The 18,070-nt window shown below is 67.2% G+C and carries 13 protein-coding genes and 4 pseudogenes; 12 read left to right on the forward strand and 5 right to left on the reverse strand.

Annotated features, from left to right (window positions below; genetic code table 11):
* Positions 1-11: 11 nt before the first annotated feature.
* On the reverse strand, positions 12-1,415 hold the full coding sequence (gene argH, locus x551_RS04295; protein WP_036231003.1) for an argininosuccinate lyase: 1,404 nt from the start codon (positions 1,413-1,415) through the stop codon (positions 12-14).
* 86 nt (positions 1,416-1,501) lie between these two features.
* On the opposite strand from argH, the gene x551_RS04300 reads away from it, so the two are divergent.
* From x551_RS04300 to x551_RS04315, 4 genes and pseudogenes are all read left to right on the forward strand, one after another.
* Positions 1,502-2,629 (forward strand): histidine kinase, encoded by a 1,128-nt coding sequence (locus tag x551_RS04300; RefSeq protein WP_081771209.1) that lies wholly within the window; start codon positions 1,502-1,504, stop codon positions 2,627-2,629.
* On the forward strand, positions 2,626-3,396 hold the full coding sequence (locus x551_RS04305) for a LytTR family DNA-binding domain-containing protein (protein WP_036231000.1): 771 nt from the start codon (positions 2,626-2,628) through the stop codon (positions 3,394-3,396). The genes x551_RS04300 and x551_RS04305 overlap by 4 nt, the downstream gene beginning before the upstream one ends.
* Positions 3,397-3,446: 50 nt before the next feature.
* Positions 3,447-4,705: pseudogene (locus x551_RS04310) on the forward strand (RsmB/NOP family class I SAM-dependent RNA methyltransferase).
* A 127-nt stretch (positions 4,706-4,832) separates the two neighbouring features.
* Positions 4,833-6,056: a fatty acid desaturase gene (locus tag x551_RS04315; RefSeq protein ID WP_011828713.1), complete on the forward strand. Its 1,224-nt coding sequence runs from the start codon at positions 4,833-4,835 to the stop codon at positions 6,054-6,056.
* Positions 6,057-6,190: 134 nt separating this feature from the next.
* Here x551_RS04315 and rpmG read toward each other — a convergent pair whose 3' ends face one another.
* From rpmG to trxB, 3 genes are all read right to left on the reverse strand, one after another.
* Positions 6,191-6,358: a 50S ribosomal protein L33 gene (gene rpmG, locus x551_RS04320; protein WP_011828714.1), complete on the reverse strand. Its 168-nt coding sequence runs from the start codon at positions 6,356-6,358 to the stop codon at positions 6,191-6,193.
* A gap of 16 nt (positions 6,359-6,374) precedes the next feature.
* The gene (rpmB, locus tag x551_RS04325; RefSeq protein WP_011828715.1) at positions 6,375-6,608 is read right to left on the reverse strand and encodes a 50S ribosomal protein L28; all 234 of its coding nucleotides are present in this window, start codon (positions 6,606-6,608) and stop codon (positions 6,375-6,377) included.
* Between the two features lie 195 nt (positions 6,609-6,803).
* Positions 6,804-7,754 (reverse strand): thioredoxin-disulfide reductase, encoded by a 951-nt coding sequence (trxB, locus tag x551_RS04330; RefSeq protein ID WP_011828716.1) that lies wholly within the window; start codon positions 7,752-7,754, stop codon positions 6,804-6,806.
* Positions 7,755-7,972: 218 nt separating this feature from the next.
* Between trxB and x551_RS04335 the strand changes: the two genes are divergently transcribed.
* The 8 genes and pseudogenes from x551_RS04335 to x551_RS04370 all read left to right on the forward strand — a co-directional run bounded on the left by x551_RS04335 (position 7,973) and on the right by x551_RS04370 (position 16,806).
* On the forward strand, positions 7,973-8,641 hold the full coding sequence (locus x551_RS04335) for a Crp/Fnr family transcriptional regulator (protein WP_011828717.1): 669 nt from the start codon (positions 7,973-7,975) through the stop codon (positions 8,639-8,641).
* A 91-nt stretch (positions 8,642-8,732) separates the two neighbouring features.
* Positions 8,733-11,065, forward strand: a pseudogene (locus x551_RS04340) (DNA translocase FtsK 4TM domain-containing protein).
* Entirely contained in the window at positions 11,062-11,673 is a 612-nt protein-coding gene (gene lolA, locus x551_RS04345) for an outer membrane lipoprotein chaperone LolA (RefSeq protein ID WP_011828719.1), read from the forward strand. The pseudogene x551_RS04340 and the gene lolA overlap by 4 nt, the downstream one beginning before the upstream one ends.
* Before the next feature lie 45 nt (positions 11,674-11,718).
* Complete coding sequence (locus tag x551_RS04350) at positions 11,719-13,050, forward strand: replication-associated recombination protein A (protein WP_051495619.1); 1,332 nt, start codon at positions 11,719-11,721, stop codon at positions 13,048-13,050.
* Positions 13,051-13,247: 197 nt separating this feature from the next.
* A complete protein-coding gene (locus x551_RS04355; protein ID WP_036231029.1) occupies positions 13,248-14,171 on the forward strand; it encodes a branched-chain amino acid ABC transporter permease in 924 nt (307 codons plus the stop codon).
* A gap of 17 nt (positions 14,172-14,188) precedes the next feature.
* Positions 14,189-15,291 (forward strand): annotated as a pseudogene (locus tag x551_RS04360) (ABC transporter ATP-binding protein).
* Between the two features lie 10 nt (positions 15,292-15,301).
* The gene (locus x551_RS04365) at positions 15,302-16,078 is read left to right on the forward strand and encodes an ABC transporter ATP-binding protein (protein WP_011828723.1); all 777 of its coding nucleotides are present in this window, start codon (positions 15,302-15,304) and stop codon (positions 16,076-16,078) included.
* A 14-nt stretch (positions 16,079-16,092) separates the two neighbouring features.
* Positions 16,093-16,806: an ABC transporter ATP-binding protein gene (locus x551_RS04370; protein WP_011828724.1), complete on the forward strand. Its 714-nt coding sequence runs from the start codon at positions 16,093-16,095 to the stop codon at positions 16,804-16,806.
* Between the two features lie 23 nt (positions 16,807-16,829).
* Here the strand turns inward: x551_RS04370 and x551_RS04375 are convergent.
* Positions 16,830-17,854 (reverse strand): annotated as a pseudogene (locus tag x551_RS04375) (CDP-6-deoxy-delta-3,4-glucoseen reductase).
* Positions 17,855-18,070 lie beyond the last annotated feature (216 nt).

The following is an 18,070-nucleotide window of genomic DNA, read 5'->3' on the forward strand; positions in this document are numbered from 1 at the left end:
TGCGGACCGGGTCAGCTACCGAGCCGTGCGCGATGCCGTGCGATCTGGAATCGCACCTGCGCCGGCGCGGTGCCGCCCAGCACCTGGCGCGCATCGAGCGAGCCGCGCAGCGTCAGCGCGGCATGGACATCGTCAGTGATCGCCGGATGGAAGGCCTGCAGGGCCGGCAACGGCAGCTCGCTCAGGTCGCGGCCCTGGGCGATCGCGGTCTTGACCGCATGGGCGACCACTTCGTGGGCATCCCGGAACGGCAAGCCCTTCTTCACCAGATAGTCGGCCAGGTCGGTCGCCGTCGCATAGCCCTTCAGCGCGGCGCGTTCCATCGCCCCGGGCTTGACGCTGATGCCGCCCACCAGTTCGGCGAAGATGCGCAGCGTGTCCTTCAAGGTGTCCACCGTGTCGAACAGTGGTTCCTTGTCTTCCTGGTTGTCCTTGTTGTAGGCCAGCGGCTGGCCCTTCATCAGCGTGATCAGCGCCATCAGGTGACCAACGACGCGGCCGGTCTTGCCGCGTGCCAGTTCGGGCACGTCGGGGTTCTTCTTCTGCGGCATGATCGACGAACCGGTGCAGAAGCGATCGGCCAAGTCGATGAAGCCGAAGCTCTGGCTCATCCACAGGATCAGCTCTTCACTCAGACGCGACACGTGCACCATGCACAGCGAGGCGGAAGCGGTGAACTCGATCGCGAAGTCGCGGTCGCTCACCGCGTCGAGCGAGTTCTGGCACACGCCGTCGAAACCCAGCGTGCGGGCGACGCGCTCGCGGTCGAGCGGGTAGCTGGTGCCGGCGAGCGCGGCGGCGCCGAGCGGCAGCCGGTTGACGCGCCGGCGCACGTCGAGCAGGCGCTCGGCATCGCGGGCAAACATCTCCACATAGGCCAGCAGGTGGTGCCCGAAGCTCACCGGCTGGGCCACCTGCAGGTGCGTGAAGCCCGGCAGGATGACTTCGGCATTCGGCTCGGCCACGTCGACCAGCGCACGCTGCAGCGCCGAGAGCAAGGCGCCGATTGCGTCAATCTCGCCGCGCAGCCACAGGCGCACGTCGGTCGCGACCTGGTCGTTGCGCGAGCGCCCGGTGTGCAGCCGCTTGCCGGCGTCGCCGACCAACTGGGTCAGGCGCGCCTCGATGTTGAGGTGCACGTCCTCGAGGTCGAGCTTCCACTCGAACGCTCCCGATTCGATCTCGGCCACGACCTGCGCCATGCCGCGGACGATGGCCGCGTGATCTTCAGCCGTCAGGATGCCCTGCGCCGCCAGCATCTCGGCGTGGGCGAGCGAGCCGTCGATGTCAGCCCGCCACAGGCGCTGGTCGAAATCGACGCTGGCGGTGTAGCGCTTCACCAGCTCGCTCATCGGTTCGGAGAACAGCGCCGACCAGGCCTGGGATTTCTTGTCGAGTTGGTTGTCGTTGCTCATGACCGGACCCGCCGGGCGGTGCTTGCTGCGGGTCGTGCAGGTTGTGGACAATCGATTGTAGGAGCCTGCCCCTCGTGACCCCCCCGATGCCTGCCGCCCATCCTGCCACCCGACCCGACGGTGGCGAGATCGCCGCGGCGGTCGACACCGCCCTGTTGAGCACCGGGTTCGGGGCGTTGGGGCCTGACAGCGGCCGTGATCCCGGCCGGCCTGCGGTCGTGCCCGAGCGCTCGGCTTTTGACGTCTGCCATGTTGGCGTGGTGTTGCGCGCGCTGCTGTTCGTGCACGGCGTGCTGGCGCTGGGTACGGCGTTCAGCGTCAGCGAGATCGCGCAGTGGGGCCTGCAGTTCGCCATCGCGTCCGGCGTCGCGATGCCGGCCCTGATGTGGTGGTTGCTGACTGCCTGCCTGGCGCGGCGCTGGTTGGCCCGGCGATCGGTGGCGCTGCAATGGACGCTGGCCACGCTGTGGGGTGGCGCATGCAGTGCCGCGGCATGGTGGCTTTGGAGCTGGATGCAGTGGTCCAACCCCCGGGCGGTGGATGGCCTGCACGCGGCGGCCGGGGCCGCCACCGGGGCCGCGATGGCCGCCGCGTTCTTTCAATGGCTGAGGCAGCGAGCGAGGCTGGAGCAGCCAGCCGCGACGCGGGCCCGGCTGGCCGAGTTGCAGTCGCGAATCCGGCCGCACTTCCTGTTCAACACGCTGAACACGGCGATCGCGCTGGTCCGTGTCGATCCGTCCCGCGCGGAAGCCGTGCTGGAGGACCTGGCAGAGCTGTTTCGGGTCGCGCTGAGCGACACCGGCAGCCAGGCTGCGGCGACCCTGCGCGACGAGGTCGAGCTGGCGCGCCGCTATTTGGCGATCGAGCAGATCCGCTTCGGTGATCGGCTGCAGGTGCGCTGGGAGATCGATCCCGCAGGCGATGCGGCCCGATTACCGCCATTGCTGCTGCAGCCGCTGGTCGAGAACGCGGTGAAGCACGGCGTCGAGCCGGCCGCGGCCGGCGGCCTGTTGCGCGTGAGGACGCGGTTGCGGCGAGGCCAGGTCGAGATCCTCGTGGCCAACAGCGTGCCGCAGCAGGCCTCGGTGCCGGGGCATGGCATCGCTCTGCGCAACGTGCACGAGCGCCTGCGGCTGATGCATGACGTGGCGGCGCATTTCCAGGCCGGACGGGACGGCGACGTGTACCGCGTGCAGATCACCGTGCCGCTATGAACACCCCCGCTGCGCCCCTGCGTGTGCTGATCGTCGATGACGAGCCGCTGGCGCGCCTGCGGCTCGCGCAACTGGTGCGGGAAGTGTCCGCGGGCGGCGAACTGGCTGCCGAGGTTGCGGGCGAACTCGGCCAGGCGCAGGCGGCGCTCGACTGGCTGGCGCGGCAGGACGCCGACGTGCTGCTGCTCGATATCCAGATGCCCGGTCTCGATGGCACGGCCCTGGCAGCCCGGCTGCAGGCCCTGCCGCGTCCGCCTGCGGTCGTGTTCGTGACGGCTCACGCCGAGCATGCCCTCCGCGCTTTCGAGCTGGAGGCGACCGACTACCTGACCAAGCCGGTGCGGCGCGAGCGGTTGCAGGCGGCGCTCTTTCGGGTGGCGCGACGCTCGGCAGCGCCGGGGGCCATGGCGACGGTGCTGCCGGTGATCGTGGTCAGCGAGCGGGGACGGTTGGTGCGTGTGCCGGTGGCCGATGTGCTGTACCTCAAGGCGGAGCTGAAGTACGTGACCCTGCGCACCGCGACGCACACCTACGTGCTGGACGACGCGCTGAGCGAGATCGAACAGCGGCTCGGCGACAGCTTCCTGCGTGTGCACCGCAATGCGATCGTCGCCAAGGCCGCGGTCAGCGCGCTCGAACGTCGCGCCAGCGAGGAGGAGGGCGCCGAAGGCTGGGCCGTGCGCGTCGGATCCTCCGGCGAGTGGCTCGCCGTGTCGCGGCGCCAGGTCGGTGCGGTACGCGAAGCGTTGACGGCCAGTGGTCTGTAGCGCGCGCACGCCGGGCGGCTGCGGCGAGGGCGCAACGGATAATCGGTGCAATGCATCCATCCGCCTTGCTCGACCTCGCCAGTGAACTGCTGCGAGCCGTTCTGAAGCTCGACGCGCCGGCCGACGGCGTGGTATCGGCCTACTTTCGCGAGCACCGCAGCCTGGGCCATCGGGAGCGCCATGCGCTGGCCGAGACCGTGTACGCGGTGCTGCGCCGGCGCCTGTTGTTCCAGCACCTGGCGCAATCCGGGCAGGGGTCGATGGAGCGACGTCTGGTCCTGCTGGGCTGGCAGGGCGGCGACGGCATCCTGCAGGCCCACGCTTCACCGCCGGAGCGCGAGTGGTTGGCGCGAGCGCGGGCGATCGACGTCGACACCCTGCCCGAGAAACTGCGCCACAACCTGCCGGACTGGCTGGCGACGCCGCTCAAGGGCGTGCTGGGCGAGTCTGAGTTCTGGGCACTGGCGGCCAGCCTCAATGCTGCTGCGCCGCTCGATCTGCGCGTGAATGCCTTGCAAGCCAAGCGCGAGGATGTGGCGGCGGCCCTGGCCGAGGCCGGCATCGAGGCCGACGCCACGCCGCATTCGCCCTGGGGACTGCGAATCCGGGGCAAGCCGGCGTTGAACAAGCTCGAGCTCTTCAAGCGCGGCGACGTGGAGGTGCAGGACGAAGGCAGCCAGTTGCTCGCGCTGCTGACCGAGGCGCGGCGCGGCGAGATGGTGGTCGACTTCTGCGCGGGAGCGGGGGCAAGACGCTGGCACTCGGCGCGATGATGCGCAACACGGGCCGCCTCTATGCCTTCGACGTGTCCGGGCATCGGCTCGACGCACTGAAACCGCGTCTGGCGCGCAGCGGCCTGTCGAATGTCTACCCGGTGCAGATCGCTCACGAGCGTGACGACCGCATCAAGCGGCTGTCGGGCAAGATCGACCGCGTGCTGGTCGATGCGCCCTGTTCCGGCTTGGGTACCCTGCGCCGCAACCCCGATCTGAAGTGGCGCCAATCGCCCAAGGCGATAGAGGAACTGCGCGTGAAGCAGGCGGCGATCCTGGCCAGTGCGGCACGGCTGCTCAAACCGGGCGGGCGGCTGGTCTACGCCACCTGCAGCCTGCTGGCCAGCGAGAACGAGGCCATCGCGGAGGCATTCTCCGCAGAGCATCCGGGCTTCGAGGCACTGGATGTCCAGCCGGTTCTGGAGTGTTGCAAGGTCGGCGATGCAGGGACGCTGGTGCAGGATGGCTTTCTTCGTCTTTGGCCTCATCGGCACGCAACGGATGGTTTTTTTGCAGCAATCTGGCTGAAAAAATAAAAAAATGCCATTGAAACAGTCGCCGCAGAACTTGCTCCAAGGCAAACAACCCCGGGAAAGTCCGTAGTTTCCCCGGGCCTTTCAGCAAGCCGACATTTACAATGCGGCGGCAATTCAAAGGATGGCGATGGAACTGGTTTCGACGATGTGGAATGGTGCGATCAACGGCTTGGCCCACGGGTGGTTGCACGCCACCTGGTGGCAGGTGCTGCTGTGCACGCTCGTGTTCACGCACGTCACCATCGCCGCAGTGACGATCTACCTGCACCGCTCGCAGGCCCATCGCGCGCTGGATCTCCACCCGGCCGTGGCGCATTTCTTCCGTCTCTGGCTGTGGCTGAGCACCGGCATGGTCACCAAGGAATGGGTGGCGATCCACCGCAAGCACCACGCCAAGTGCGAGACCGAAGACGACCCGCACAGCCCGCAGACGCGTGGCATCAAGAAGGTGCTGCTCGAAGGGGCGGAGCTTTATCGCGCCGAGGCCAAGAATGCCGAGACCCTCAGCAAGTTCAGCCACGGCACGCCCGACGATTGGGTCGAGCGTAACCTGTACACCCGATACAGCTGGCAGGGAGTGGGGGTCATGCTGCTGGTGAACGTGTTCCTGTTCGGCGCGGCGGGTCTGACCGTCTGGGCCGTTCAGATGATGTGGATCCCGATCAACGCGGCCGGCATCATCAACGGCCTCGGGCACTTCTGGGGCTACCGCAACTTCGAGGCGCCCGATGCCTCGACGAACGTGTCGCCCTGGGGCGTGATCATCGGCGGCGAGGAGTTGCACAACAACCACCACACCTACCCGACCTCGGCAAAGTTCTCGATCAAGCCCTATGAGTTCGACATCGGCTGGGTCTATATCTCGGTGCTGGTCAAGTGCGGTCTGGCTTCAGTGCGCAAGACGGCGCCGAAGCTGGCGCTCGGCACCATCCGGCCGGTGGCGGACAGCCAGACGCTCGAGGCGATCATCGCCCATCGTTATGAGTTGATGGCGGGCTACGGCCGTGAATTGAAGGCGGCCTGTCGCGTTGAACTGGCGCGCCTGAAGGCCGAAGGCCAGCAGCATTCGCCGAAGTGGAACCAGCTTCATCTGGCGCATCGCTGGCTGCACCGTGATGACGATCGCATTCCGCAAGCCGTGCGCCTGCAAGTGGAAACGGCGCGCGCGGAACACCCGGTGCTCGACAAGCTCGTCACGATGCGCGAAGAGTTGCGGCAGTTGTGGACCCGTACCAACGTGTCGGCCGAACAACTCGTGGCCGATCTTCAGGCGTGGTGCAAGAAGGCCGAGGAGAGCGGCATCGCCGCGCTGCAGGAGTTTGCGCTGCGACTGCGTTCCGCACACGCCTGAGGCTGATCGGGCTGAACGAAACAAGGCGCCTGCGGGCGCCTTTTTCGTGGGCGGCACGGAGGATTGCGAATGGGCGGACAACAAAAAACCCGCCGAGCCAAGAGGCCAGGCGGGTTTCGCGACCGCGCGAAGCCTTACTTCAGCTTCACTTCCTTGTAGGCGACGTGCTTGCGCGCCTTTGGGTCGAACTTCATCAGCTCCATCTTCTCGGGATGCAGCTTCTTGTTCTTGTCGGTCGTGTAGAAGTGACCGGTGCCGGCTGTCGATTCCAGCTTGATCTTTTCGCGTCCACCTTTTGCCATGATCAGCTCCCGGGGTTCAGAGTTCGCCCTTGGCACGCAGGTCGGAGACGACCTGTTCGATGCCGACCTTGTCGATGAGCCGCAGTGCCGCGTTGGTCACGCGCAGGCGCACCCAGCGGTTCTCGGTCTCGAGCCAGAAGCGGCGGTACTGCAGGTTCGGCAGGAAGCGACGCTTGGTTTTGTTGTTGGCGTGGGAGACGTTGTTCCCCACCATCGGGCCCTTGCCCGTGACTTGACAGACGCGCGCCATGACGCTTCTCCGTTCGATGTGATGCAACACAGTGCGCAGAGCAGGTGAGGTGACTGGCAACCCGCCTGATGCGTACCCTTCCGGGCCTGCGGCCCGCGCAGCGCGGGCCCAAGGCACCGGGCCCTGTTTGGCAAAGATTGCGATTATAGCCAGAACTCTGCCAGTCTCGACGATCCCAGGCCGTCGAGCGGACGATCAGCCCTGTTCGAGGAAGCGCTGGGCGTCCAGCGCGGCCATGCAGCCGGTGCCGGCGCTGGTGATGGCCTGCCGGTAGACGTGGTCCTGCACGTCGCCGGCCGCGAACACGCCGGGCACGCTGGTCATCGTGGCAAAGCCGTTCAGCCCGGTACGGGTGATGATGTAGCCGTCCTTCATCTCCAGCTGGCCCTGGAAGATCTCGGTGTTCGGCCGGTGGCCGATGGCGATGAAGCAGCCCTTGAGCATCAGGTCCTGCGTCTCGCCGGTCTGGGTGTTCTTCAGGCGCACGCCGGTCACGCCGCTGCTGTCGCCCAGCACCTCGTCGAGCACATGGAAGAGCTTGAGTTCGATCTTTCCGGCCGCGACCTTCTCCATCAGCTTGTCCACCAGGATGGCTTCGGCCTTGAACTTGTCGCGCCGGTGCACCAGCGTGACCTTGCTGGCGATGTTCGACAGGTAGAGCGCCTCTTCGACGGCCGTGTTGCCCCCGCCGATCACGCAGACCTCCTGGTCGCGGTAGAAGAAGCCGTCGCACGTGGCGCAGCCGCTGACGCCGCGGCCCATGAAGGCTTCCTCGGACGGGAGGCCCAAGTACATGGCCGAGGCGCCCGTCGCCAGGATCAGCGCATCGCAGGTGTAGCGGCCCGAGTCCCCGGTGAGCGTGAAGGGTCGCTTGGAGAAATCGACGGCATTGATGTGGTCGAACACGACCTGCGTCTTGAAGCGCTCGGCGTGCTCCAGGAAGCGCTGCATCAGCTCCGGGCCCTGCACGCCGTGCACGTCGGCCGGCCAGTTGTCCACCTCGGTGGTGGTCATCAGTTGCCCGCCCTGGGCCATGCCGGTGATCAGAACCGGCTCCAGGTTGGCGCGGGCCGCGTAGACGGCAGCTGTGTAGCCGGCCGGACCGGAGCCGAGGATCAGGACGCGGGCATGCAGGGGAGTGGTCATGGCGGAGGGCTCGAAGGCAGGTGAAGACGTTGTTGGGGGGCCAAATCGGCGACGATCCGTGTTGGTAAGCGCTGACCGTCGGTTAGAGTTCGCATCGGTAAGATTTCACAGCCCGGGGCTGGCTTGCAGCGCAGGACGGAATTGTAGGTAGAGCTGCGAGCAGTCCGCGTCAAGGGGGCCAATGGCTCGATAGTCCAACCAGACCGAAGGATGCCGCGATGGCCATGTTGTCCAACCTCGACCTGATCCGGCGCGTGCCGCTGTTCTCGCTGCTCACCGGCGAGCAGGCGCAGTCCATCGCCGAGGGCGTGGTCAAGCGTCGCTACCGCCGCGGCGAAGTGATCGTCGAGCAGGGCACCAAGTCGAACGCGCTGTACATCTTGCTGACCGGCCGGGCACGCGTGGTCACGGCCGATGCGCGCGGCCGCGAAGTCATCCTGGCTGTGCTGCAGCCCGGCGACTATCTGGGCGAGATGAGCCTGATCGACAACGAACCGCACTCGGCCACCGTGCGCGCCGAGGTGCAGTGCGACGTGCTGGTGCTCGGGCGCCCCGAATTCGCGCGCTGCCTGCCGGAGAACTCCAGCCTGTCCTACGCGATCATGCGCGGCCTCGTCGCCCGCTTGCGTGCCGCGGACCGGCAGATCGAGTCGCTGGCGTTGCTGGATGTGTACGGTCGCGTCGCGCGCGCGCTGCTCGACATGTCGGAAGAAGGCGCCGAGTACAAACTGATCCGCAACAAGGTCTCGCGGCAGGATCTGGCCAAGGTGGTGGGTGCCTCGCGCGAGATGGTCAGCCGCGTGATGAAGGACCTGGAGGAGCGCGGCTTCATCCAGACGCAGGAGAACGGCTCGGTGCACATCATGGAGCGCCTGGCGCACCGTTGATGTTCGGGCGTCGCCAGAGCCGGGCGCGGATGCCGTCGCGTCCCAACAGTCCGACACAGGGCCCGCAGTCGCTTCGGCCACAATCTGCGGCATGAGTTTTCCGCTGGGTTCCCTGAGCAAGGACGCCGTGCCGCGTGACGGCGTCGCCGAATTTTCCGCGCCACGCTGGCGCCTGCAGTTCGCCGTCGTCTTCGGTGGCGTGCTGTGGCTGCTGGCCCTGCTGGCGCTGGCAACGCACAGCGGCAACGACCCGGCCTGGTCCACCTCCGGCATGGCCGACGAGATGCACAACCGGGCCGGCGTACTCGGCGCCTGGTTTGCCGACATCGCCTTCTTCTTGTTCGGCTATTCGGTCTGGTGGGCGCTGCTGATCGCCGGGCGCGCCTGGCTCAGCGCACTCGCCCGGCTGCTGCGGGCCGAGGACACGCCTGCGCGCAGCGATGTCGTGGCAGCACGGCCGGCCTGGCTGTTCTGGCTCGGGCTGGTGCTGGTGCTGGCGGCCAGCTGCTCCCTGGAGTGGACCCGCCTGTACCAGTGGGAATCGCGCCTGCCGGGCGGACACGGCGGTGGCGTCTTGGGCTATGCGCTCGGCGGCCTCAGCATGAAGGCCATCGGCTTTACCGGCTCCGGCGTGTTCTGGATCGCCGCGCTCGTGCTCGGTCTGCCCCTGGCGCTGCGCTTCTCGTGGTCGGCGGTGGCCGAGCAGCTCGGCTCGGTGCTGGAAGGGCTGCGCGAGAAGCGCCAGGAGCGCATCGAGCGCGCCGAGGACATCCGCCTCGGCGAGCAGGCGATGCGCGAGCGCGAGCATGTTGTCGAGATCGAGCGCGAGCAGCTCGACGATCACGCGCCGCTGCTGATCGAGCCCACTGTGATCGAGCTGCCCAGGAGCGAGCGCGTCGCCAAGGAGAAGCAAAAGCCGCTGTTCACCGAGCTGGCCGACACCAAGCTGCCGCAGGTGGACCTGCTCGACGCGGTGCCCGGCCGCATGGAAACCATGACGCCCGAGTCGCTCGAGATGACTTCGCGGTTGATCGAGAAGAAGCTCAAGGATTTCGGCGTTGAGGTGCGCGTTGTAGCCGCGTCGCCGGGCCCGGTGATCACCCGCTACGAGATCGAGCCGGCCACCGGCGTGAAGGGTTCGCAGATCGTCAACCTGGCCAAGGACCTGGCCCGCTCGCTCAGCCTCGTGAGCATCCGCGTCGTCGAGACCATCCCCGGCAAGAACTACATGGCGCTCGAGCTGCCGAACGCCAAGCGCCAGACCATCCGGCTGTCCGAGATCCTCGGTTCGCAGGCCTACAACGACGCGAGTTCGATGCTCACCATGGGCATGGGCAAGGACATCGTCGGCGGGCCGGTCGTGGCCGACCTCGCGAAGATGCCGCACGTGCTGGTGGCCGGTACCACCGGCTCGGGCAAGTCGGTCGGCATCAACGCGATGATCCTGAGCCTGCTCTACAAGGCTGAGGCGCGCGACGTGCGGCTGATCATGATCGATCCGAAGATGCTCGAGATGAGCGTCTACGAAGGATCCCGCACCTGCTGTGCCCGGTGGTCACCGACATGAAGCAGGCTGCCAACGCGCTGAACTGGGGCGTGGGCGAGATGGAGCGCCGCTACAAGCTGATGAGCAAGCTCGGCGTGCGCAATCTCGCCGGCTACAACAAGAAGATCGACGAGGCCTCGGCCAAGGGAGAGAAGCTGCCCAACCCCTTCAGCCTCACGCCGGAGGCGCCCGAGCCGCTGGAGCGCCTGCCGCACGTCGTGATCGTGATCGACGAGCTGGCCGACCTGATGATGGTGATCGGCAAGAAGATCGAGGAGCTGATCGCCCGCCTGGCACAGAAGGCGCGCGCCGCCGGCATCCACCTGATTCTGGCCACGCAGCGGCCCAGCGTCGACGTGATCACCGGGCTGATCAAGGCGAACATCCCGACCCGCATCGCCTTCCAGGTGAGCAGCAAGATCGATTCGCGCACCATCCTCGACCAGATGGGCGCCGAGGCGCTGCTCGGCATGGGCGACATGCTCTACATGCCCTCGGGCACCGGTCTGCCGATCCGCGTGCACGGCGCCTTCGTCAGCGACGAGGAAGTGCACCGCGTGGCCGACTACCTGCGCAGTCAGGGCCAGCCGAACTACATCGAGGGCATCCTCGAGGGCGGCACGCTCGATGACGAGTCGGGTGCGGGCGGCGAGGGCGGCGGCACGTCGGACGGAGAGGCCGACCCGATGTACGACCAGGCCGTGGGCATCGTGCTGCAGCACAAGCGGGCCTCGATCTCGCTGGTGCAGCGCCACCTGCGCATCGGCTACAACCGTGCGGCGCGCCTGCTGGAACAAATGGAGAAATCCGGACTCGTATCCAGCATGGCCACCAATGGAAATCGCGACCTGCTCGTGCCGGTGCGGAACGCCGAATGAGGCGGGGTCGTGTCTGGCTGGCGGCGCTGTGCCTCGCCGCAGGCGCAGCGCACGCGGATGCGATCGACACGCTCAAGGGATTCGTTGCCGAGGTGAAGACAGGGCGCGCGGCCTTCACGCAGACGGTCACCTCGCCCGATGGCGCGAAGAAGAAGTCTTCGAGCGGCAGCTTCGAGTTCTCCCGGCCCAACCGATTCCGCTTTGCCTACACCAAGCCGTACGAGCAGCTGATCGTCTCGGACGGCCAGAAGGTCTGGCTGCACGATCCCGACCTGAACCAGGTCACGGTGCGGCCCGTCGGCCAGGCGCTCGGTGCCACGCCGGCCGCCCTGCTGGCCGGTGCCTCCCTGGAGAAGGATTTCGAACTCAAGGCGCTGCCCGACGACGGGGGCCTGCAGTGGGCCCAGGCCCTGCCGCGGGTGAAGGAAGGGTCCTTCCAGTCGCTGAAGGTCGGGTTCCGCGGCAAGACGCTGGCCGCGGTCGAGATCGTCGATGCCTTTGGCCAGCGATCTCGGCTCGAGTTCAGCCAGTTCGAGGCTGACGCGAAGCTGCCTGCCGACCGGTTCGGCTTCACGCCGCCGGCCGGCGCCGACGTCATCGCGCAGTAGCCGCGTACGCCGGGGCGCAGATCTCCCCGCTGCGACAATCGCGGCATGGCGTCGCCCGCTTCCTTGCTTTCCTCGATCGATGCAGTCGCGTCCGACGACGCGCCGCTCGCCGAGCGCCTGCGGCCGGCCACGCTCGACGAGGTGATCGGTCAGCGGCAGCTGCTCGGCGAGGGCAAGCCGTTGCGGGCCGCGTTCGCGTCGGGCCGGCCGCATTCCATGATCCTCTGGGGACCGCCGGGGACCGGCAAGACCACGCTGGCGCGCCTGATGGCGCATGCCTTCGACGCCCAGTTCATCGCCATCTCGGCGGTGCTCGGTGGCGTGAAGGACATCCGCGACGCGGTCGAGCAGGCCCAGGTGGCCCAGGGCATGGGCCGGCGCACCATCGTCTTCGTCGACGAGGTGCACCGTTTCAACAAGGCCCAGCAGGACGCCTTCCTGCCGCACGTCGAGTCGGGCCTGTTCACCTTCATCGGCGCCACCACCGAGAACCCCTCGTTCGAGGTCAATTCGGCGCTGCTGTCGCGCGCCACGGTGCATGTGCTGCGTCCGCTCGACGACGGCGAACTGGCCGAACTGCTGGAGCGCGGCCGGGCGCTGCTGAATGGATCGCCGCTCAGCGACGCGGCGCGCACGCGGCTGATCGCCTACGCCGACGGCGACGCTCGTCGCCTGCTCAACACCTACGAGAACATCGCGCGCATGGCCGGTGCCGTGCTCGAGATCGATGAGGCTTTTCTCGAGCAGGCGCTCGGCGAGCAGCTGCGCCGCTACGACAAGGGCGGCGACCAGTTCTACGACAGCATCTCCGCGCTGCACAAGAGCGTTCGCGGCTCCGACCCCGACGCGTCTCTGTACTGGTTCGTGCGCATGATCGACGGCGGCGTCGATGCCCGCTACGTCGCGCGCCGCCTGGTGCGCATGGCCAGCGAGGACATCGGCCTGGCCGACCCGCGTGCGCTGCGGCTCACCCTCGACGCAGCCGAAACCTATGAACGCCTCGGTTCTCCCGAAGGCGAGCTGGCGCTGGCCCAGGCCGTGGTCTACCTGGCCGTGGCGCCCAAGAGCAATGCGGTCTACACCGCCTACAAGGCGGTGCGCGCCTTCGTGAAGAGCGACGGCAGTCGCCCGGTGCCAATGCATCTGCGCAATGCGCCGACCGCACTGATGAAGCAGCTCGACCACGGCAAGGGATACCGCTACGCGCACGACGAGGAGGGCGGTTTCGCAGCGGGAGAACGCTATCTGCCCGACGGCGTGGACCAGCAGTTCTATGTCCCGGTGCCGCGCGGGCTGGAGATCAAGATCGGAGAAAAGCTCTCCCAGCTGCGCGCCCTCAACGTCGCTGCCGACGAAAAAAAGCGCCGGAACTCCTGATCTGCGGCGTTTTGCCAGCGGGACTTCCCGCAGCGGAGCGCCCGATTTGGCTGTCTACAATCCGCCGCGTCCGATGACAGGACGATGAACAAAGCCCGCAGCTGGCGGGCTTTTTGCTAGACATCGCAAACGCGGCCTACCGGCCGCTCGGCGGTGCAGCGGTGCTGATCCACAGCGCCCTACAGGGAGACCTCACGATGGACATCTTCATCCAGCAGATCATCAACGGCCTGGTGCTCGGGAGCATGTACGCTCTCGTCGCGCTGGGCTACACGATGGTCTACGGCATCATCAACCTGATCAACTTCGCCCATGGCGAGGTGCTGATGGTGGGCGCGCTCACCAGCTGGACGGTCGTCACGGTGCTGGCCGCCGCCGGCCTCCCGGGCTGGCTGCTGCTGCTGATCTCGCTGGTGGCGGCCATCATCGTGTGCTCCGCGCTCAACTTCGCGATCGAGAAGATCGCCTACCGGCCGCTGCGCAACGCGCCGCGCCTGGCGCCTCTGATCACCGCCATGGGCATGAGCCTGCTGCTGCAGACGCTGGCGATGATCATCTGGAAGCCCAACTACAAGCCCTATCCCATCCTGCTGCCCAGCGAACCGTTCAACGTGTTCGGTGCGGTGATCAACACCACGCAGATCCTGATCCTGGTCGTCACCGCGCTCACGCTGGCCGGCCTGATGTTCCTCGTCAACAAGACCAAGCTCGGCCGCGCGATGCGCGCCACCGCCGAGAACCCGCGCGTCGCCGGCCTGATGGGCGTGCGGCCCGACACGGTGATCTCGGCCACCTTCGTCATCGGCGCCGCGCTGGCCGCGCTGGCCGGCGTGATGTACGCAGCCAACTATGGCTCGGTGCAGCACACGATGGGTTTCCTGCCCGGCCTGAAGGCCTTCACGGCGGCGGTGTTCGGCGGCATCGGAAACCTGCCGGGTGCGATGGTCGGTGGCGTGCTGCTGGGCCTGATCGAGTCGATCGGCTCCGGCTACATCGGCCAACTCACCGGGGGTGTGCTAGGCAGCCACTACCAGGACATCTTCGCCTTCATCGTGCTGATCCTCGTGCTGACGCTCAGGCCCCAGGGCCTGCTCGGCGAGCGCGTGGCGGACCGGGCCTGAGCGGGGAGACGACCATGATGAAGAACAAGCTCGTCGTCTTCCTCGTCGCCGGTGCGCTGCTGCTGCTGACGCCGCTGATCGCGCAGTATTTCGGCAACGCTGGGTGCGCATCATCGACATCGCGTTGCTCTACGTGCTGCTGGCGCTGGGGCTGAACATCGTCGTCGGCTATGCCGGCCTGCTCGACCTCGGCTACATCGCCTTCTACGCCGTCGGCGCCTACCTGTTCGGCCTGCTCGCCAGCCCGCACCTGGCAGACCACTTCGCGGCGGTGCGCGCGATGTTCCCCTACGGCATGCACACGCCGCTGTGGTTCGTGATTCCGCTCGCCTTGGCGGTGGCCGGCACGGCAGGCGTGATCCTCGGTGCACCGACGCTGAAGCTGCGCGGCGACTACCTCGCGATCGTCACGCTCGGTTTCGGCGAGATCATTCGCGTGTTCCTGAACAACCTCGACGCGCCGGTCAACATCACCAATGGCCCGAAGGGCATCTCGCAGATCGATTCGATCAAGTTCTTCGGGCTCGACCTGGGGCGCACGCTGGACCTCGGCTTCATCTCGCTGCCCTCGGTCACGCTGTACTACTACCTGTTCCTCTCGATGGTGATCGTGAGCGTGATCATCTGCTACCGGCTGGAGCGCTCGCGCATCGGTCGGGCCTGGATGGCGATCCGGGAGGACGAGATCGCGGCCAAGGCCATGGGCATCAACACCCGCAACATGAAGCTGCTGGCCTTCGGCATGGGCGCCAGCTTCGGCGGCGTGGCCGGCTCCATGTTCGGGGCCTTCCAGGGCTTCATCTCGCCGGAGTCGTTCTCGCTGCAGGAGTCGATCATGGTCGTGGCCATGGTGGTGCTGGGCGGCATCGGCCACATCCCCGGCGTGATCGTCGGCGCGCTGCTGCTGGCGGCGCTGCCCGAAGTGCTGCGCTACGTGGCCGGGCCGCTGCAGGAGATGAGCGGCGGCCGGCTCGACTCGGCGATCCTGCGCCAGCTGCTGATCGCGCTGGCGATGATCGCCATCATGCTGGCGCGCCCGCGCGGCCTGTGGCCGTCGCCGGAGCACGGCAAGGCGGCGCCGCCGCCGAGCGGCGGTGTCCAACCCGTCCCCGCGAAGTGAGGAGAACGACATGACGAACACCGTTCTCCGCGTAGCCAACGTGTCCAAGCGCTTCGGCGGCCTGCAGGCCCTGAGCGACGTGGGCATCACCATCGACCGCGGCCAGGTCTATGGCCTGATCGGCCCCAACGGCGCCGGCAAGACCACCTTCTTCAACGTCATCACCGGCCTGTACACGCCGGACTCCGGCGTGTTCGAACTCGAGGGCAAGGCTTACAAGCCAAGCGCGGTGCACGAGGTCGCCAAGGCCGGCATCGCACGCACCTTCCAGAACATCCGGTTGTTCGCCGACATGACCGCGCTTGAGAACGTGATGGTCGGGCGCCACATCCGCACCAGGTCGGGGCTGATCGGCGCGGTGCTGCGCACGCCGGGCTTCAAGCACGAAGAAGCGGCCATCGCAAAGCGCGCCCAGGAACTGCTCGACTACGTGGGCATCGGCAAGTACGCCGAGTTCAAGGCGCGCACGCTGAGCTACGGGGACCAGCGTCGGCTGGAGATCGCCCGCGCGCTGGCCACCGAACCCAAGCTCATCGCGCTCGACGAGCCGGCCGCGGGAATGAACGCGACGGAGAAGGTGGTGCTGCGCGAGCTGATCGACCGCATCCGCAAGGACGGCCGCACCATCCTGCTGATCGAGCATGACGTGAAGCTGGTGATGGGGCTGTGCGATCGCGTGACGGTGCTCGATTACGGCAAGCAGATCGCCGAAGGCGCGCCGGCCGACGTGCAGCGCAACGAGAAGGTGATCGAGGCCTATCTGGGCGCCGGTCACAAGACCCATTGAGCGAGGAGCACACGATGGCAGACACTTTGCTCAAGGTCAGCGGACTCAAGGTCGCTTATGGCGGCATCCAGGCGGTGAAGGGCGTTTCGCTCGAGGTCAGGCAGGGTGAACTGGTGAGCCTGATCGGCGCCAATGGCGCCGGCAAGACCACCACGCTGAAGGCGATCACCGGCCTGCAGCCGGTGGGCAGCGGCGAGATCGAGTTCATGGGCCGCAACATCAAGGGCCAGGGTGCCTGGGACCTGGTGAAGCAGGGCCTTGTGATGGTGCCCGAGGGGCGCGGCACCTTCACCCGCATGACGATCACCGAGAACCTGCAGATGGGGGCGTTCACGCGCACCGACAAGGAGATCGACGCCGACCTCGAGAAGGTGTTCGGGATCTTTCCCCGCTTGCGCGAGCGCCGCAACCAATTAGCCGGCACGATGAGCGGCGGCGAGCAGCAGATGCTGGCGATGGGCCGCGCGCTGATGGCGCGCCCGAAGGTGCTGCTGATGGACGAGCCCTCGATGGGCCTGTCGCCGATCATGGTCGACAAGATCTTCGAGGTGGTCAACGATATTCACCAGCAAGGCACGACCGTGCTGCTGGTCGAGCAGAACGCCAGTCGGGCGCTGCAGCTCGCGACGCGTGGCTATGTGATGGAGTCGGGCGAGGTCACGATGAGCGGCGAGGCGAGCGCACTGCTCAACGACCCGAAGGTGAGGGCGGCCTACCTCGGGGAGTGAGCCGCGCGGCCCGCGCGCGGCGCTCAGTGCTTGTCGGCCTCACTGGTGAACGAGTCGGCGTAGAACGCCTCTGCAGGCAGGCCGCACCGCGCGACGAAGTCACGCTGGGCGGCGTCGACCATCACCGGGGCCCCACAAGCGTAGACTTCGTGGCCGCTCAGGTCGGGCAGGTCGGCCATCACCGCCTGGTGGACGAAGCCGGTGCGCCCCATCCAGGCATCCTCCGGACGCGGCTCCGACAGCACCGGCACGTAGCGCAGGTTCGGCATGTCGGCGGCGGCCTGCAGCGCCCAGTCGTGCAGGTAGAGGTCGGCCTGACTGCGGCAGCCCCAGTACAGCACCGTGTCGCGCGCAATGCCCTTGGACTGCATGTGCTCGATGATGGCCTTGATGGGCGCGAAACCTGTGCCCGAGGCGAGCAGCACGATCGGCCGGGACGATTCCTCGCGCAGGAAGAAGCTGCCAAACGGCCCTTCCATGCGCAGGATGTCTTTCTCCTTCATCGCACCGAACACGTGGTCGGTGAACTTGCCTCCCGGCATGTGGCGCAGGTGCAGTTCCAGCCCCTCGGCGGCTCGATGCGGCGCGTTGGCCATCGAGTAGCTGCGGCGCGCGCCGTCGCGCAGGATGAATTCGATGTACTGGCCGGCGTGGTACTTCAGCACGACATTGGCCGGCAACTGCAGCTTCAGGATCGCCACGTCGGGCGCGGCCTTGTTCAGCGAGCCGACGCGGCAGGGCATCTTCTGTACCGCAAACTCGCCGGCGCCAGCACGGTGCGGGCCTCGATCAGCAGGTCGGTCTGCGGGGTGGCGCAGCAGGTCAGCACCCAGCCGGCTTCTTCTTCGGCCACGCTCAATGCCTTGAGCTGGTGGGCCCCGTGGATCACGCGCCCCTCCAGCAGCCGGCTCTTGCATGAGCCGCAGGCGCCGTCGCGGCAGCCGTAGGGCAGGCCCACGCCGGCACGGATGGCGGCCGGCAGCACCGCTTCGTCGCGGGCCACCTCGAAGTGGCGGCCACTGGGCTGCAACGTCACCTTGAAATTCATTTCGTTATCCTCGACCACGATTCGAACCAGCCAGGATTGTGCCCGCCGCTCCCGTCGGCCCACGACGCCCCCACCATGCCCACACCCCCGCCCAGCCGTCCCGCCAGCTTCCGCAAGCCGCGCCTGCTGGTCGTCGGCTGCGGCGATGTCGGGCAGCGCGTGCTCGCGCAACTCGGCGGCCGCTACCGCGTGGTGGCGCTGACCTCGCAGCCGTCG

It is taken from the genome of Methylibium sp. T29 (assembly GCF_000576205.1).
Taxonomy (GTDB): domain Bacteria; phylum Pseudomonadota; class Gammaproteobacteria; order Burkholderiales; family Burkholderiaceae_C; genus Methylibium; species Methylibium petroleiphilum.

What these genes read in the sequence shown, in the direction of transcription:
- x551_RS04370 (WP_011828724.1), top strand. Translation starts at nt 16,093, where the DNA reads ATGGCAGACACTTTGCTCAAGGTCAGCGGACTCAAGGTCGCTTATGGC.
- x551_RS04365 (WP_011828723.1), top strand. Translation starts at nt 15,302, where the DNA reads ATGACGAACACCGTTCTCCGCGTAGCCAACGTGTCCAAGCGCTTCGGC.
- argH (WP_036231003.1), bottom strand. Translation starts at nt 1,415, where the DNA reads ATGAGCAACGACAACCAACTCGACAAGAAATCCCAGGCCTGGTCGGCG.
- rpmB (WP_011828715.1), bottom strand. Translation starts at nt 6,608, where the DNA reads ATGGCGCGCGTCTGTCAAGTCACGGGCAAGGGCCCGATGGTGGGGAAC.
- rpmG (WP_011828714.1), bottom strand. Translation starts at nt 6,358, where the DNA reads ATGGCAAAAGGTGGACGCGAAAAGATCAAGCTGGAATCGACAGCCGGC.
- x551_RS04315 (WP_011828713.1), top strand. Translation starts at nt 4,833, where the DNA reads ATGGAACTGGTTTCGACGATGTGGAATGGTGCGATCAACGGCTTGGCC.
- x551_RS04300 (WP_081771209.1), top strand. Translation starts at nt 1,502, where the DNA reads ATGCCTGCCGCCCATCCTGCCACCCGACCCGACGGTGGCGAGATCGCC.
- x551_RS04305 (WP_036231000.1), top strand. Translation starts at nt 2,626, where the DNA reads ATGAACACCCCCGCTGCGCCCCTGCGTGTGCTGATCGTCGATGACGAG.
- x551_RS04350 (WP_051495619.1), top strand. Translation starts at nt 11,719, where the DNA reads ATGGCGTCGCCCGCTTCCTTGCTTTCCTCGATCGATGCAGTCGCGTCC.
- x551_RS04355 (WP_036231029.1), top strand. Translation starts at nt 13,248, where the DNA reads ATGGACATCTTCATCCAGCAGATCATCAACGGCCTGGTGCTCGGGAGC.
- x551_RS04335 (WP_011828717.1), top strand. Translation starts at nt 7,973, where the DNA reads ATGGCCATGTTGTCCAACCTCGACCTGATCCGGCGCGTGCCGCTGTTC.
- lolA (WP_011828719.1), top strand. Translation starts at nt 11,062, where the DNA reads ATGAGGCGGGGTCGTGTCTGGCTGGCGGCGCTGTGCCTCGCCGCAGGC.
- trxB (WP_011828716.1), bottom strand. Translation starts at nt 7,754, where the DNA reads ATGACCACTCCCCTGCATGCCCGCGTCCTGATCCTCGGCTCCGGTCCG.